Source organism: Maricaulis sp. (assembly GCF_030149235.1).
Lineage (GTDB): Bacteria > Pseudomonadota > Alphaproteobacteria > Caulobacterales > Maricaulaceae > Maricaulis.
In genome coordinates this window covers 1-16,237 of sequence record NZ_JASBRW010000015.1, presented here as the reverse complement: position 1 = coordinate 16,237, position 16,237 = coordinate 1, and the positions used below count along the sequence as shown (strand labels likewise).

Here is a 16,237-nt window from a genome sequence, read left to right as displayed (position 1 = left end):
GAGGTCTTGGCCAGTTCGAACAAAGCAGTGGCGTAACGGGCCGCTGCGTTCGCTGTCATGGCGTCTTCGCCGGTATTCACCGTGACGTCGCTCTCTATCCGGATCAGTACTCAGAAACCGCCAGGAAGGCGTAAGTACTTTTAATTCAACAAGTTATCGAAACCAGTCCGGCGTGCTGCGGTGCACGCTCTTCGGGTTCGGCGCTGCGATAGCACAGGCATAGGGCCGCAGCAAGCCGAAGACTCTTGTCGAAACAGCGCAGGCCCGCTTCACTACAGTGACACGGACACAAGGGAGACGCGGCTTGTCATACGATGTCGGCATTATCGGGCTCGGCGCCATGGGCTCGGCAGCCGCGTGGGCACTGGCCTGCCGCGGTGCCTCGGTGACCGGCTGGGACCAGTATGCGCTGGGCCATGACAAGGGTTCCTCGCACGGCTCGACGCGGATTATCCGCCGGATTTATTCCGAGGGCTTTCTCTATGACGCGCTGGTGCGCGAGGCCTATGCCGGCTGGGCGCGGATCGAACGCGAGCACGGCCAGGCCTTTTTCACCCGCACCGGCGGGCTCGACCTCTCTGTCACGACGAACGGCATCTACGAGGATGCCCTCGCCGCCGCGCTGGCCTCCGGTCAGCCCTTCGAGGTGCTGGAGGGTCTGGAACTGGAAGAGCGCTTTCCCGCGATCGATGTGGGCGGTCGCGGCCGGGCCGTGTTCAATGCCGATGCGGGGGTACTCGACAGCGACAAGGCCAGCGCCTGGATGCGCGAAGATGCCGCACGGCGCGGCGCCACCCTGCTCGACCAGACCGCGATCACAGGCTGGTCGCGAACAGCGAACGGGTTTCGCGTTCAAGCCGGCGGGACCAGCACCGAGGTGCGCAAGCTGATCGTGGCGGCGGGCGCCTGGTGCGGCGAACTCATCCCGGCGCTCAAACCGGCCCTGGTGCCGGAACGCCAGGTCATCGCCTGGTTCAAGGCCGATACGCCGGAGTTCGACACCCTTCCCATCTTCCAGCTCGAGACCGACGAGCGCGAGCGCTACTACTTCTTCCCGCCGCACAAGGGCGAGGGCCTCAAGGTCGGGCTTTATAATCACCGCCGCGAACGCGGCTATGAGCAGATCAACCCGCGCGGCGTCGATGCCACCGATCTCGACCTGCTCGCCAACGGCGTCAGCCTCTGCCTGCCCTCAGCCGGCCGCGACCCGCTGGCCCACGCCGAATGCCGCTTCACCAACGCGCCCGGCGACCGTTTCGTGATGGGCGCCATGCCGAACGACAAGGACCTCATCCTCCTCTCCCCTTGCTCCGGCCACGGCTATAAATTCGTCCCCGCCATCGGCGAGATCGCGGCGGACCTGGCGCTGGAGGCGGCGCCGAAAGTGGATCTGGCGGAGTTCGGGGTGGAGCGGGTGCTGTAGCGGGCCATAGAAGCGTCATCCCAGCGAAGGCTGGGACCCAGTTCATAAGACGGCGCGTCTTCCGGGAAAGTGCGCTCGTCCGAACAACCTGGCGCACCTACGCAAAAAAGCTTCGCCAAAGCCTTACGAACTGGATCCTGACCTTCGTCAGGATGACGGGGTTTGTGGGTAGAGATCTCTGCTCATCTTTCCCCGGATTTATTCCTTCCCCCGGATTCATTCCGGGGCCTGGTGACAGCAAATCCCTCGATGACTCTAGGAACCGGCAGCACCAAGAGTCATCAACGCTGCGATAACGCCAGACCCCGACATAACGTCGGGGAAAGCGAATGTGGGTAGGCGAGCAACCCGAACAACCGCTCTCACGCTCCCTCCTCGCCCTCGATGGGCGAGGTCCCGCGAAGCGGGGGAGTGGGTGACGCGGCGAAGCCGCTTCCAAAAACCCCACTTCAGCAAGTTCTCTCTGCGCCTGCGGCGCGCACCCACTCCGTCTTGCGGCTGCGCCGCAATCCACCTCGCCCGTCTAGGGCGAGGAGGGTATACAGCCTTTGGAGCGAGCGGGAATCGGTATGTTCCCCAGTTTATTGGGTTGGAGCCTCGACAATAATGCTGAAACAGCTGGATCAATTACACGGTTGCAGGTTGGAATCTGTTCGCTTCAGCAAGACTTCCATCTCTATGGAACTCGAGCGCATGTCCGAAGGGGCGTTCGCTAGTTACGAGTTCAGCATTGCCGGGATGCTCCTGGGGGCGGAAGGAGAGCAATTGGAGAATGACGCGGCGTGTGCACCTCTAATCTCATTGCTTGAGTGTGAGATCGAAGATGCTCAGGCCGACACAGGAGCTCAGACCCTGGCCATCCGTTTTGTTGGCGGCTCAACTGTCCATTTTTCTGCCGATGGTCTTGGCTCCGACAACGTCGCGATTTTGCGGGACAAACAGACCGCGGATTGGTTGGTAGTCTAAATGGCACGTTGCGCACCGAACAATCGGCGACACGTAACCATTTTCGACGTCGCCCTCATCCTGGCGCAAGTCAGGACCTCGGCACATCCCCAATCACGTGTCATCCCGGACGCAGGCCCGGACTTGCCTGCCCTCGCGGAAACCGGGGATCCGGGCGGAGATCCGGGACACAGCCAGGTTCAACGAGGTCCCTGATCTGCGCCCCGCCTACGCGGGGCATCCGTCAGGGATGACAAAGCGGAGCGAGCAAAGCGCTAGCCCCCCACCTTCGCCTTCCGCCGCCCCCGCGCCAGGATATTCAGCACCTCGACAAACAGCGAGAAGGCGATCGCGAAGTAGAGATAACCACGCGGGATGTGGAAGCCGAGGCCATCAGCGACGAGCGCCACGCCGACCAGCAGGATGAAGCTCAGCGCCAGCATTTTCGCCGTTGCATGGCGTTCCAGGAAGCTCGCCACCCGGGTCGCCGAGGCGACCATGATCACGGTCGAGATCACCACCGCCGAGACCATGATGAAAAGCCGCGTGCCGGCCGCGTCCGGGCCACCGAATTCCTGGGTCATGCCCACGGCCGTCAGCACCGAGTCGAGGGAGAAGACGACATTGATCGCCGTCATCTGGATCACGACCATCGTCAGGGTCGAAGTCTTGCCGCCGGAGTCTTTCTCGTGATGACCCTCAATCGTGGTGTGGATCTCCTCCGTGCCCTTCCACAACAGGAAGAGACCGCCGAAGAAAAGGATGATGTCCTCCAGCGTCACTTGCATCAGCCGCTCGGGATGCTCGCTATCGGCAAAACCGGCGAACATCTCCGGCAGGGTGAAGAGTGTGGCGTGGGTCAGGCCTGTCAGCCAGACCAGGGCGAAGAGCAGGACGATACGCATCATCGCGCCCGACCAGATGCCGATATCACGGCCCTTTGTCTGTTCTTCCGGCTTCAGCCGCTGCGAGGCGACGGAGACGAAGACGACATTGTCCACGCCCAGCACGACCTCGAGAAAGGTCAGGGTGAGCAGGGACATCCAGACGGCCGGTGAGGTCAGGACTTCAAGCATGACGGCATTCCCCTAAATGCGTTAGGGGAATGGGTAGCCTGATCGCCTGTGGGCTGTCATCTCCTTACTCGGCTTCACCCTCCGCCGCATTCTCCGCCTTCCACTCCATAGCCATGCGGACGCGGCGCTCGACGGACGGGTGGGTGTAGAACAGCACCTCTTCCCAGCCCTGCGGGCGCGGATTGCGGTATTCCGCTGTCTTTACCAGTGCCGTCGCCAGCGCATCGGGCAGCCCGACCGTGTCGAGAGAGTATTGATCGGCCGAGGTTTCATCCCAGCGTGAGGCGGTGTTGAAGACCGGGCTGGCCAGGGTACTGAGCAGGGAGATGAAGAAGATCAGCACGGGCAGGCCCGATGCGCGGGCGATATCGCGGTGCGCGCCGAACAGGCCGGCGAGGCCGGGGAACAGCCAGGACGCCAGGAAGAAGAAGACCACCGACATGACCGAGACCAGGGCGATGCCGTACCAGATATGGCCCAGCACATAATGGCCGATCTCATGCCCGGTGACCGCCCGAACCTCGTCCAGCGAGGCTTCACCGAGGGCGACATCGGAAATGGCGATGCGGGCCGACGGGCCGATGCCGGCGACATTGGCGGTGAAATTATTCGACTGGCGCGACCCGTCGAAGACGAAGATACGGTCGGTCGGGATATTGGCCTCGATGGCCATGACCTCGACCGCATCGCGCACCTCGCCATCCGGCAGGGGTTCGTAATTATTGAACAACGGCATGATGTAGATCGGCGTCAGCAACATCAACAGCGAGATCGCCGCCGCGCTCAGCCCGCCGCCCCAGATCCACCAGGTTCTGCGCGCATTGCGGATGAAGAGATAGAGCAGGACGAGAAACAGCGGAGCGATCAAGGCGCCGATGGCCGTGCCCATGGCCGACTGGGTCAGGTAATCCCCCAGCGCCTGGCTGGTGCGGTCAAATTGCACCTCGCGCCACCAGCCGGAATAGATCGTCCAGGGCAGGGTAATGATGGTCGAGACCAGCATGTAGACCAGACCGATGACGAAGACGCCGATATTTGAGCGTTCGCCGAATATGCGCTCGATGGCGCTGAGCCAGCCCAGGCGGATAATCAGCCAGGCCGTGATGGCGCCGACGACGAGCCCGCCCAGCATGATCCAGTGATTGCCGGTTGTGTAAGCGGCGGCGCGTTCCAGCGCCTCCGGCCCGAGACTGTCAATATAGGCCTGGGTGGCCGCTTCGGCGTCAAAACCTGTCGGTGTCATACTACGCTTCCCCTTGGCGATGTTCCGGTCGCTTGGGCGGCAGAGTAATACGGCCGTCAGATAAAGCTATACGGATCGATATCGATCGAGACGCGCACCGAGGGCGGGGTTTTCACCCGTGAGCGCCAGGCTCGGATATAGGCGGACATGTCGATCGTCTTGTCGGCCCTCACCAGGATGCGCCGCCGGTGCCAGCCGCGCACGATGGCCCGTGGCGGTTCGGCCGGGCCCCAGATCTCCACCCCGTCGGTGACCGGCGCCTTGGCGGCAAAGTCGGCGGCGACATCCTCGACCGCCTTGGGGTTCATCGCCATGAAGCCGATCGCCGCCATGCGTCCGAAAGGTGGCAGGCCGAGCGCCTCGCGGGCCATGATCTCGGCATCGAGAAAGGCCTCGCGATCCCCGGCGACCAGCGCCTGGATCGCCTCATGCTCGGGCTGATGGGTCTGCAGCAAGGCGCGGCCGGGGCGCTCGGCGCGACCGGCACGGCCGGCGACCTGGACCAGGGCCTGGAAGGTGCGTTCACCCGCCCGTGGATCGCCACCGGCGAGGCCCAGATCAGCATCGATCACCCCGACCAGGGTCAGATTGGGGAAGTTGTGGCCCTTGGCGGCGATCTGGGTGCCGACCAGGATGTCGATCTCACCCTGCTCCATGCGCGCGACAATATCAGCGCCGGAGGAACTGTCGGAGGAATAGATCTCCACCCGCGCCTCGGGGAAGAGATGGCGCACTTCCTCCGCCACCCGCTCCACACCCGGCCCGACCGAGGTCAGGCTGTCTTCCGCCTGGCAGGACGGGCAGCGTTTCGGCTTGGGCATGGAGAAGCCGGTGACATGGCAGACGAGGCGGCCGGTATAGCGATGCTCGACGAGATAGGATTGTGTGTCTGGTGACATCATGCGGTGCCCGCATTTGCGGCACAGGACCAAGGGCGCATAGCCGCGGCGGTTGAGATAGAGCAGGGATTGCTCGCCCCGCTCCAGCGTCTCGCGCATGGCCTCCAGCAGCGGCGGGGAGAGCCAGCGACCATTTTCCGGCGGCGTTTCCCTCAGATCGATCGTCCCGACCGCGGGCAGGACGGCGACACCGGGACGCCCGGGCAGGTGGACATGCACATAGCGCCCGGCCTCGGCATTGGTCAGGCTTTCCAGCGATGGCGTGGCCGAAGCCAGCACCACGCTGGCACCCTCCAGCTTGGCCCGGACCACGGCGAGGTCGCGGCCCTGATAGTGCAGACCCTCATCCTGTTTATAGGTCGGGTCGTGCTCCTCATCGACGACGATCAGGCGCAATTTGGTGAAGGGCAGGAAGAGAGAGGAGCGTGCGCCCACAACAATCCGCGCCCGCCCCTCCGCAACCTCACGCCAGGTGCGCCGGCGGGCCTTCGGACCCGCACCGGAATGCCACAAGGCAGGCTCCGAACCGAAACGCTTTTCGAACCGGCTCAACACCGCTTCGGTCAGGGCGATCTCGGGCAGCATGATCAGGATCTGGGCCTCCGGGTCGCGGCGCAGGACTTCCGCGACGGCCTCGAAATAGACCTCGGTCTTGCCTGACCCGGTTACACCATCGAGCAGGGACGCCTGGAAACCGCCAGCCTGCACAAGGCGACGCAGCTTGCCCGCCGCCTCCGCCTGCATGACCGTCAGGGGCAGGCCCTCGCGATCGGGATCAGGCTCGTCGAAGGGCGGATCAACCAGCCGCGTGACGCCTGTCAGGGCACCGGCTTCGGCCAGGCCCTTGACGACACCCGAGCTGACCCCGGCTTCCCGCGCCAGGTCGGCCGCACTGGCCTCGCCCAGCGCTTCAACGGCGTCGAGCACTTTCTCCCGCGCCTCGGTCATCCGCGCCGGCTCGCTGCTGCCGCGGGTATAGACCGTTTCGGTCGGCGAGGGCTTGAGGGCTTCGGACGAGCGCAGCACCGAGCGCAGGATGATCCCTGGAGGCTGCACCAGGTATTTCGCCACCCAGTCGACAAATCGGCGCGTGCCCTCCGGGATCGGCGCACCGCCGGCCGGGCCTTCCAGCGTCTTCAGCGCCCGCTCGCCAGGCCCGTCCTTCAAGGCCCAGACCACGCCATGGGCCATACGCTTGCCCAGCGGAGCCACGACATGATCGCCCGGCTCCAGCTCAAGCCCGTCCGGCACGAGATAGTCGAAGGCCTCGGGCAAAGGCATGGGGAAAAGCACCGCAGCGCGGCGCTCAGATTTCGCTTTTGGCTCAGTCACGCGGCATGATGGGGGCTGATTCGTCGTCCGGTCTGGCCCAGCTTGCCCGGCCCGGCCTGAAGAGGCAAAGAAACATGTCGGCAGACACCCCCGATACGCTGCAGCCCTCGCTCGATCTGGAGCGAATCCGGGCCTTTCTCGTCGAGCACCCCGATTTCATCCGCGAGGACGCCGAGCTGTTCGCCCAGCTGGCCGCCCAGCCGGCCGAGGGCGGGGTGGTCGATCTGGGTTCGGCGGCGCGCGAGAAACTGCTCACCGAACTGCGCCAGCTCAAGGCTCTCAATGAAGGCATTGTTGAAACCGCACGAGCCAATCTGGCGATCCAGGCGCAGATCCACAGCGCCGTTCTGGCCCTGCTCGAAGTCGACTCGCTGGCCGGGCTTGATCGCAAGATCTCCAACCGCCTGACGGGCACGCTGGGCGTGGATGTCTGCCGCATCCTCATCGAAGGCCACGCGCCGCTCAAATCCGCCGAATCCATCCTCGGTGCCGGTGATGGCAGCGTGGCGGATATTCTCGGCGAGAAGGTCGAGCGCCTCGGGCCGGTCAATACAGACCGGGCGCACGAAATCTACGGCCAACACGGTTCGCGGATGCGCTCGGAGGCGGTGGTCCGGCTCGATTTCAACGGCCGTGACGGGCTGTTCGCCCTCGCCTCGCGTGACCCGCACCTGTTCCAGTTCGGCCAGGGCACCGAGCTGCTCAACTTTCTGGCTCGAGCCATTGAACGCCTGATCCTGCAATGGATGCATCACAGCGATCACTAAGCGCCAGCGAGGCGCTCAAGGCCTTTCTCGGCCATCTCGCCGGAGAACGGCGACTGAGCGCGCGCACGCTGGAAGCCTATCAGCGTGACCTGTCCGGTTTTCTCGAATTCCTGGCCGGACATGAAGGCCGCGTGCCGGACCTTGCCCGGCTGGGTGCGCTCACGGCGACGAGTTTCCGAGCCTATATGGCATCGCGACGTCGGGATGGACTGTCGTCCCGGTCGCTGGCCCGGGCCCTGTCGGCGATCCGGACGTTTTACGGCTACCTGGACCGGCGCTGGCAGGTCTCCAATGCGGCCCTGCCACTGATCGAGGCGCCCAAACTTCCCCGTTCCAAACCCAAGCCGGTCAGCGAGGAGGCCGCGCGCGACCTGCTGGCTGAGGCCGGGCAACTGGACCGGCCGGATTGGGTCGAGGCACGAGATTGTGCGGTTATCGCCCTGATGTATGGCTGCGGCTTGCGCGTCTCCGAGGCTCTGAGCCTGACCGGCGCCGAGCAACGCCCAGGCGACAGCCTGCGAATTACCGGCAAGGGCGACAAGACCCGCCTTGTGCCGGTCATTGCCCCTGTCCGCGACGCCCTTGCCGAATATGCCCGGCTCGCCCCGTTTGATCTGGAACCGCACGCGCCCCTCTTCCGCGGTATACGCGGTGGCCCCCTTGGCGCCCGCACGGTGCAGAAAACCGTCGCCGAGCTGCGCGACCGCCTCGGCCTACCCGCAACCACGACACCTCATGCCCTGCGTCATTCCTTCGCCACCCATCTGCTCGCCAATGGCGGCGATTTGCGTGCGATCCAGGAATTGCTGGGCCATGCCAGCCTCTCGACCACGCAAATCTACGCCGATGTGGAAACGCGCCAGCTGCTGAACCTGTATGACCGAACCCATCCGCGCGGACGCAATACAAAATAGCGCTCGAGTCCACAGCCTCGCCAGGCCCGCCTCCCCGCACTGCCGCCGCCCCTTTGACAACACACTCCCAACTCAGTACTTTATTTTTTAAAGTTCTTGGAGAAACGCGTGACTGATCAAGCTGACCTGGCCTATCTCAAGTCCGTCGCAGAGAGCGGACAGCGCGCCCCATTGCTCGGTGGACGCTTTTTCCTGTGGTGGGGCGGGCTTGCCTGCATCGCCCTCGTGCTGCACTGGGCGATCCTGTCACAAGTCTTTACCGTGCAACCGGCCTGGCTCGGCGCGCTCTGGGCCAGTTACGGCATTATCGGGGGAACGGGCGCGTCCTTCCTGGCCCGCAGCCTGCGCAACAAGCCCGGCCTTGGCGCGGCCAGCACGCGGAGCGAACGCGCCGTCTGGATGGCGATGACCGCGACAGTCTTCGCCTATGCGATCGGCATCGTCGTTGCCAATTCGATCGCCCCCTTCCAGGTCTCGCTTCTCATCCTGTTCGACACCATCCCGCTGGTCGCCTTTGGTGGCTATGGTATCGCATTCTATGTCACCTCGGCATTGGGTGGACCGCGGTGGATGGGCCATCTCGCTCCGGTCGCCTGGGTGGCCTGCGGGGTCGGAGTCTATTGGGTCGGCACGCCTCACCTCTACCTCTTCGCGGCTGCGGTCACCGCTATCCTCGGTGTGCTTCCCGGCATAATCCTGATGCGCAACGAACCTCCTGCGGAGCGCGAAAGCGTATGAGTGCCGGCTTTGATGCCTCCAAGCTAGACGATGTCATCCATGGCAAGCTGCGCCTGTCCCTGATGGCTTATCTCTCTTCGGTCGAAAGTGCGACCTTCGCGGAATTGCGCAGCAAGACCGAGGCGACCGACGGCAATCTATCGGTTCATCTGCGCAAGCTGGAGGAGGCGGGGTATATCGGCATCGAGAAAAGCTTCGTCGACCGCAAGCCGCAAACACGGGCGCATCTGACCGATGCCGGCCGGGAAGCCTGGCTGGACTATCTCGATCAACTCAAGACGCTGTTGGGATAATCAGGCGGCAGCGCGGGCGCGCTCATTGCGCCAGGACAGGACCTCGAAGCCGTCTTCGGGGTCCTCATGCTTGCCGGTTTCCACGAAGCCGGCCTTTTCCAGCACACGGTGCGAAGCATTGCGGTCAGCGCGGGTCTGCGCGATGACGCTTTTGACCGCGTCATGGTCATAGGCCCAGTCGAGCAGCGCCAGCACGCCCTCGGTCGCCAGGCCCTGCTCGCGATAGGAATTGAGCATGGAATAACCGATCTCGACCTCGCCGGCAGCGCTGGGCACTCCTTTGAAACCACCCGTGCCAACCAGGCGATTGAGGGCGGGAGAGATATAGACCCAGCCATACCAGCCGGCATCGTCCGGACGCGCAGCCAGCTGGTCGCGCATCCATTCCATCGCGGCTTGATCCATCAGATCCGGCGGCCAGCTTGGTTCCGGCATGACGCCGAGCGCATCGAAAAAGCCCATGCGGTCACGCAGCTGCAGCTCCGCCAGCTCGGCGTTCAGCGCCACGAGACGAAGTCGCGCTGTCGAGATCTGCGTTAGCCGCATCATCGCTTCGGATTCCATTGCCCAGACTCTACCTGCTCAGCCCCCAAGCCGTGGATCCACCATATGCCCTAATTCACGGGTATTGTCCGCTCAAAATCGCGAGAGGCGCGATTTTTTCCGGGTTATGGTGTGCAGACCCTGATCAGGCCTGCATGGTCCAGCCCTCAACCCCCATGGCCGCCTGGCGCACAGCCTCGGTTAACGTCGGGTGCGGGTGACAGGTGCGGGCTACATCCTCGGAAGCGGCCTGGAATTCCATCGCCAGACAGATCTCGCCTATCATCTCACCGACATGAGCGCCGATCATGTGCGCGCCGAGAATTTCGTCGGTTTCGGCGTCCGCGAGAATCTTGATGAACCCGTCCGTTGTATGGTTGGTGCGGGCCCGGGAATTGGCCTGGAAGGGGAATTTGCCCTTCTTGTAGGCCCGACCCTCGGCCTTGAGCTCATCCTCGGTCTTGCCGACACTGGCGATCTCCGGTGCGGTATAGACCACACCCGGAATAACCCCGTAATTCACGTGGCCGGCCTTGCCGGCAATACGCTCGGCACAGGCAACGCCTTCGTCCTCGGCTTTGTGGGCGAGCATCGGACCATGCGTGGTATCGCCAATGACCCAGACATTCTCGGCCGAGGTACGGAAATGATCATTGCTGATGAAGCCGCGCGCATCCGGCTCGATACCGACTGTCTCCAGGCCGAGCCCCTCGGTGTAGGGGCGACGGCCGATCGCGACCAGAACCGTGTCGGCTTCCAGCGTCTCGGCATCACCACCCGCAGAGGGCTCGATCGATACTTTCAGCTTGGCCGGATCGGAGGTGTCGACGCCGGTGACCTTGTGGCCAAGACGGAACTCGATGCCCTGCTTGGCAAAGGTGCGCTGGGCCGTCTTGGCCAGTTCGGTATCCATACCCGGCAGGATACGGTCGAGATACTCGATCACCGTGACCTCGGCCCCCAGGCGGCGCCAGACTGATCCCAGCTCCAGCCCGATGACACCGGCGCCGATCAGGATCAGCTTTCCCGGGACCTTGTCCAGTTCCAGTGCGCCGGTCGAGGAGACAACGCGGTCCTCATCGATCTCGACACCCGGGAGCGGGGTTACTTCGGAACCGGTAGCGATGACGATGTGTTTGGCGCTGAGCGTCTTGGCGCCATCTTCGCCATCTACCTCAACGGTACCGGCGCCCGCGATGCGGCCCTTGCCGCGGATATAGTCAACGCCGTTTTTCTTGAACAGGAACTCGATGCCCTTGGTCAGGCCGTCAACCGCCTCGGCTTTCTGCTGCATCATCGCGGGCAGGTCGAGCTCGACGCCGCCGGTCTTGATCCCCATGGCCGCGAACTGGGTGCTCGCGGTCTCGAACATTTCCGAGGCATGCAACAGAGCCTTGGAGGGAATACAACCGACATTGAGGCAAGTGCCGCCCAGCTTGCCGCGCATTTCCACGCAGGCAACCTTGAGGCCGAGCTGGCCAGCGCGGATAGCGCAGTTATAGCCGCCGGGGCCGCCCCCGATGATGACGACGTCGTAGCTTTCGGACATGAGGGCCTCGCGAGGTGAAGAAAGAAAGGTTCGCACTGTCTATATGCATAATCGGAGCAGGAATTTAAGACCTGGTTTGCCGCTGAGGCCTCGACGGCCGCCATAACAGCAGCTGGGCAGTCGTCGAAACCAGCTCCATCCAGCTTGTGGACAGCCTCAGACATGTTGTCTGCGCCAAGCGACCTAGCTGGACCAGAGGCGCTTGTGCACAACGCCCTTGTGTATGCCTCGAGCCGACTCGGCGGGCAGCCAGCGACTCATGCGGGGAACCGCCAGAACAGCTACGCTGAGGCTGAGGACGAAGATGGCGTTCTTGACCACGAATTTCACCCAGTCGAGCATTTCGTGTGCCCCCTGATCAGCCGGATCGAGCTGGTTATGGACAAGGGTATTGTCCAGCTGCGAGGTCGCCCACAGCCACAGGCTATGATCGGCCACGAAAAGCGGTACGGCGATAAAAACAATCCAGTGCGCCCGCCAGACCAGGGCAAAGGCGAGCAGGGCATAACCGGCGATCAGGACGATCCGGGACAGGAATTTCCAGGCCGGATCATCGGCCAGCGCCATGACGATCCCCGGATCGACACCGAGAATCGTGTCCACGCCCGCCACGCCCGCCAGTCCGGCCGCCAGCAGCCGCCCGGCATAGACAAGGTTGGCCAAGATTAGAAACAGCGCGAAAAACCGCGTTGCCGCCAGCCAGGGGCTTCGCCTGCTCATACTTTCACTCCAAGAATGTGATGCACCGTTCAGGTCGGTGGCAGCGACATATGGTAAACCCCCGGCATGGCGCAAGCCCCCACCAGGTTTTACGTTATTCGTAGAGTTTTCTTGCGCGTTACCGGGTGAAGCTTCGTCAAACCTTGCTTCGGGCCGTGAGCGCCCAGAACATCAAGAAGCCCAGCATGCAAAGGTCGAAAAGGTTGAAGGCGGCATCCAACGCTGAGGCCTGCCCGTCAAGAATGAGACGGTATTCGTCAATCGTCGACATGAAGACCCACAGACCGGCATCGATCAGGAAAGCGCCGCCATAGACAAGCGCGGCGAGACTTTTCCGGTGCACGGCGAGATATCCCGCGACCAGATAGCCGGCCGGAAACAACAGACCGGGCAGAACCAGGGCCAGCGGCAACGCCATGACCATCTCGCCGAAATAGCCGTCAATGCCAGCCGGATTGGCGATATCAAAGCGGTAAAGGGCCAGCATGACATGATTGCCCAGCGCCCACAGGGCACGGGCCATGATCAGCCAGCCGGCGAGCTGGACCAGTCTTGCAAGTGACAAGTATCGGCCCAGCATCACAGCCTATCCCTAGATGTCGAACAGCATGCGCTGCGGATCTTCCAGGTTCTCCTTGACCCGGACCAGGAAGGTCACGGCTTCCTTGCCGTCGACAATGCGGTGGTCATAGGACAGGGCGAGATACATCATCGGACGGATCACGACCTGGCCGTTCTCGGCGACCGGGCGCTCCTGGATCTTGTGCATGCCGAGAATGCCCGACTGCGGTGCATTGAGGATCGGCATGGACATCAGCGAACCATAGACGCCACCATTGGACAGGGTGAACGTCGCGCCCTGCATGTCTTCAATGGTCAGCTTGCCATCGCGGGCCTTCTTACCCAGGGCGATGATCTCTTTCTCGATCTCGGCCAGGGACATCTGGTCGGCATCGCGAACCACCGGGACAACCAGACCCCGATCGGTGCCAACGGCCACGCCCATATTGTAATAATTCTTGTAAATCAGGTCCGTACCATCGATTTCAGCATTGACGGCCGGGATTTCCTTGAGCGCCGCGACACAGGCCTTCACGAAGAAGCTCATGAAGCCGAGCTTGACGCCGTGCTTGGCCACGAAGGCTTCCTGGTGCGCCTTGCGCGCCGCCATGATCGCCGACATGTCGGCTTCGTTATAGGTGGTCAGGATGGCCGCGGTGTTCTGGGCATCCTTGAGGCGCTTGGCGATGGTCTGGCGCAGGCGTGTCATGCGCACACGCTCTTCCCGCGGGCCGGTTTCACGCGGTACGCTCGGCGCTGCGGCAGCGGCGGCAGGCGCCTTCGGTGCATTCACATAAGCCATGGCATCAGCCTTCGTTGCGCGGCCGTCACGGCCAGTCCCCGGAATATTCTGCGGATCGACACCGGCCTCTGCCGAGATACGGCGGACCGACGGAGCGACCGGCCGGTCGCCCGAAGCAGCCGCCGGAGCCGCCGCTTTCGGTGCGGGCGCAGAGGCGGCAGGCGCAGCGGCGGCGCCGGCAGACGCGCTGACGCGGCCAATCACGGAGCCCGGCGTCACGGATGTGCCCTCGGCGACGGTCCATTCGGCAATCACGCCGTCGGCCGGGGCCGGTACTTCCAGCGCGACCTTGTCGGTCTCGATCTCGGCGATGGTCTCGTCTTTCTTCACCGCTTCGCCCGGCTTCTTGAGGAAGGTGGACAGCGTGCCCTCAGCGACGCTCTCGCCCATCACCGGCACGATGATGTCAGTCGTCTCGCCGCCGGAAGCCGCAGGCGCCGCAGCAGGCTTTGACTCTTCCTTGGCCTCCTGCTTGGCAGGCGCAGCCTCAGCCGGCTTCGCACCACCTGCCCCGCCATCGATGCGGCCAAGTACGGCGCCGATTTCAACCGTGTCACCCGGCTGGGCAGTGATGGCACCAAGTACACCGTCTTCGGTGGCGGAGACTTCGACGGAGACCTTGTCGGTCTCAAGCTCGACGAGCACGTCGTCTTTCTTCACGGCGTCGCCCTCGGCTTTCAGCCACTGGCCAACCGTGGCCTCGGTGATGCTTTCGCCGAGTGTGGGAACAGTAATGTCGGTCATGTGATGATCCGTATGGGTTATTATGTTTCTGAGAGTCAGGGCGAAACGATGCGGTCATCGACCGGATCGGTTGACAGGGCTGTCATGACGAGGGCGTTCTGCTCGGCATTGTGTTTCGACAGAAGTCCGGTAGCCGTCGCCGCCGAAGGGGCACGGCCGGCATAGCGCGGACGCGGAATTTTCGCGCCGATCTGCCCGGCACACCATTCGATCTCGTCACGAATGAACGTCCAGCCGCCCATATTTCGCGGCTCTTCCTGGCACCAGACGAATTCAGCCTGCTTGAAGCGGGACATTTCCTTCATCATGGATTTGCGCGGCACCGGATAGAACTGCTCGATCCGCATCAGATAGACATCGTCGATGCCCAGCTCTTCGCGCTTCTCGAACAGGTCGTAATAGACCTTGCCCGAACAGAGCACGACGCGGCGGATCTTGTTGTCCTTCACGAGCTTGACCTTGCCTTCGCGGCCTTCGGTCTCCGCATCGTCCCAGAGGACGCGGTGGAAGCTGGTCTTGGAGCCCATATCGTCCAGCGAAGACGTCGCCAGCTTGTGACGCAGAAGCGATTTCGGCGTCATGATGATCAGCGGCTTGCGGAAGTCACGGTGGATCTGGCGGCGCAGGGCATGGAAATAGTTCGCCGGCGTCGTCAGGTTGCAGACCTGCCAGTTGTCTTCGGCGCACATCTGCAGGAAGCGTTCGAGGCGTGCGGAGGAGTGTTCCGGCCCCTGACCTTCATAGCCATGCGGCAGCAGGATGGTCAGGCCGCTCATCCGCAGCCATTTGCGCTCTGCCGAGGAAATGAACTGGTCGAAGAAGACCTGCGCCCCGTTGGAGAAGTCACCGAACTGGGCTTCCCACAGGGTCAGCGTGTTCGGGTCGGCCAGTGAATAGCCGTATTCGTATCCGAGCACCGCCTCTTCGGAGAGCAGCGAGTCGATGACTTCATACTGGGCCTGACCTTCGCGGATATTGTTCAGCGGCGTGTATTTCTCACCAGTCGTCTGGTCGACAATGTGGCTGTGACGCTGGGAGAAGGTACCGCGGCCGCAGTCCTGGCCGGACAGGCGCACCGGGAAGCCCTCATCCACCAGCGTCGCGAAGGCGAGGTGTTCGGCAGTCGCCCAGTCGAGCCCCTGCCCCTTCGAAATGGTCTGGGCACGGTTCTCGATGACGCGCGCCAGCGTGCGGTGGATGTCCACACCTTCCGGCACCGTGGTGATGGACTGGCCGAGCGCCTGCAGGCGTTTCTTGGCAACGCCAGTCTTGCCGCGGCGTTCGTCATCATGCGGAAGGCCGAGGCCTTTCCATTCGCCGTCCAGCCAGTCAGCCTTTTTCGCCTTGAAGGCCTTGCCGGCCTCGAACTCGCGGTCGAGATAGGATTCGAAATCAGCGACCTGCTGCTCGACCTGTTCCGCCGTCAGAAGGCCTTCGTCGACCAGGCGCTTGGCGTAGATCTCACGCGTCGAGACGTGATTCTTGATCTTCTTGTACATCACCGGCTGGGTGAACATGGGCTCGTCGCCCTCATTGTGCCCGAAGCGCCGGTAGCAGAACATGTCGATGACAACGTCCTTGTGGAACTTCTGCCGGTATTCGGTCGCCACCTTGGCGGCATAGGTCACCGCTTCCGGATCGTCGCCATTGACGTGGAAGATCGGCGCCTGAACCATCAGCGCCACATC

The 16,237-nt window shown here is 63.2% G+C and carries 15 protein-coding genes; 6 read left to right on the top strand and 9 right to left on the bottom strand.

Going from position 1 to position 16,237, the window contains the following annotated elements; all coding sequences use genetic code 11:
* Positions 1–304 precede the first annotated feature (304 nt).
* Together solA and Q1V51_RS02965 are read left to right on the top strand one after the other, a co-directional pair.
* Positions 305–1,423, top strand: coding sequence for an N-methyl-L-tryptophan oxidase (gene solA / locus Q1V51_RS02970; RefSeq protein WP_300552651.1), 1,119 nt, complete (start codon positions 305–307; stop codon positions 1,421–1,423).
* Positions 1,424–2,029: 606 nt separating this feature from the next.
* A complete protein-coding gene (locus Q1V51_RS02965) occupies positions 2,030–2,389 on the top strand; it encodes a hypothetical protein (RefSeq protein ID WP_300552648.1) in 360 nt (119 codons plus the stop codon).
* Positions 2,390–2,643: 254 nt separating this feature from the next.
* Here the strand turns inward: Q1V51_RS02965 and Q1V51_RS02960 are convergent, their stop codons facing one another.
* From Q1V51_RS02960 to Q1V51_RS02950, 3 genes are all read right to left on the bottom strand, one after another.
* Positions 2,644–3,444 carry a TerC family protein gene (locus Q1V51_RS02960; protein ID WP_300552645.1) on the bottom strand — a complete coding sequence of 267 codons (801 nt, stop codon included), beginning with the start codon at positions 3,442–3,444 and terminating at the stop codon, positions 2,644–2,646.
* A 64-nt stretch (positions 3,445–3,508) separates the two neighbouring features.
* A complete protein-coding gene (locus Q1V51_RS02955; RefSeq protein ID WP_300552642.1) occupies positions 3,509–4,687 on the bottom strand; it encodes a M48 family metallopeptidase in 1,179 nt (392 codons plus the stop codon).
* Positions 4,688–4,743: 56 nt separating this feature from the next.
* Positions 4,744–6,918: a primosomal protein N' gene (locus tag Q1V51_RS02950; protein ID WP_300552639.1), complete on the bottom strand. Its 2,175-nt coding sequence runs from the start codon at positions 6,916–6,918 to the stop codon at positions 4,744–4,746.
* 74 nt (positions 6,919–6,992) lie between these two features.
* Here Q1V51_RS02950 and Q1V51_RS02945 point away from each other — a divergent pair, with 74 nt between their 5' ends.
* The 4 genes from Q1V51_RS02945 (at position 6,993) to Q1V51_RS02930 (ending at position 9,630) form a co-directional block, all read left to right on the top strand.
* Positions 6,993–7,685 carry a DUF484 family protein gene (locus tag Q1V51_RS02945; RefSeq protein WP_300552636.1) on the top strand — a complete coding sequence of 231 codons (693 nt, stop codon included), beginning with the start codon at positions 6,993–6,995 and terminating at the stop codon, positions 7,683–7,685.
* Positions 7,661–8,599: a tyrosine recombinase XerC gene (locus Q1V51_RS02940; protein ID WP_300552633.1), complete on the top strand. Its 939-nt coding sequence runs from the start codon at positions 7,661–7,663 to the stop codon at positions 8,597–8,599. Before Q1V51_RS02945 ends, Q1V51_RS02940 begins: the two co-directional genes overlap by 25 nt.
* Positions 8,600–8,707: 108 nt before the next feature.
* Positions 8,708–9,337 carry a hypothetical protein gene (locus Q1V51_RS02935; RefSeq protein ID WP_300552631.1) on the top strand — a complete coding sequence of 210 codons (630 nt, stop codon included), beginning with the start codon at positions 8,708–8,710 and terminating at the stop codon, positions 9,335–9,337.
* Positions 9,334–9,630, top strand: a complete 297-nt coding sequence (locus tag Q1V51_RS02930; protein WP_300552628.1) for a transcriptional regulator — start codon at positions 9,334–9,336, stop codon at positions 9,628–9,630. The genes Q1V51_RS02935 and Q1V51_RS02930 overlap by 4 nt, the downstream gene beginning before the upstream one ends.
* Here Q1V51_RS02930 and Q1V51_RS02925 read toward each other — a convergent pair whose 3' ends face one another.
* From Q1V51_RS02925 to Q1V51_RS02900, 6 genes are all read right to left on the bottom strand, one after another.
* Positions 9,631–10,194, bottom strand: coding sequence for a GNAT family N-acetyltransferase (locus Q1V51_RS02925; protein WP_300552625.1), 564 nt, complete (start codon positions 10,192–10,194; stop codon positions 9,631–9,633).
* Between the two features lie 124 nt (positions 10,195–10,318).
* The gene (lpdA, locus tag Q1V51_RS02920; RefSeq protein ID WP_300552622.1) at positions 10,319–11,722 is read right to left on the bottom strand and encodes a dihydrolipoyl dehydrogenase; all 1,404 of its coding nucleotides are present in this window, start codon (positions 11,720–11,722) and stop codon (positions 10,319–10,321) included.
* A gap of 183 nt (positions 11,723–11,905) precedes the next feature.
* Entirely contained in the window at positions 11,906–12,442 is a 537-nt protein-coding gene (locus tag Q1V51_RS02915) for a hypothetical protein (RefSeq protein WP_300552619.1), read from the bottom strand.
* Between the two features lie 136 nt (positions 12,443–12,578).
* Positions 12,579–13,022, bottom strand: coding sequence for a hypothetical protein (locus tag Q1V51_RS02910; protein ID WP_300552617.1), 444 nt, complete (start codon positions 13,020–13,022; stop codon positions 12,579–12,581).
* Positions 13,023–13,034: 12 nt separating this feature from the next.
* A complete protein-coding gene (odhB, locus tag Q1V51_RS02905; protein ID WP_300552614.1) occupies positions 13,035–14,549 on the bottom strand; it encodes a 2-oxoglutarate dehydrogenase complex dihydrolipoyllysine-residue succinyltransferase in 1,515 nt (504 codons plus the stop codon).
* Between the two features lie 35 nt (positions 14,550–14,584).
* Positions 14,585–16,237, bottom strand: a 1,653-nt coding sequence (locus Q1V51_RS02900; protein ID WP_300552611.1) for a 2-oxoglutarate dehydrogenase E1 component, incomplete at its 5' end; no start/stop codon positions are given.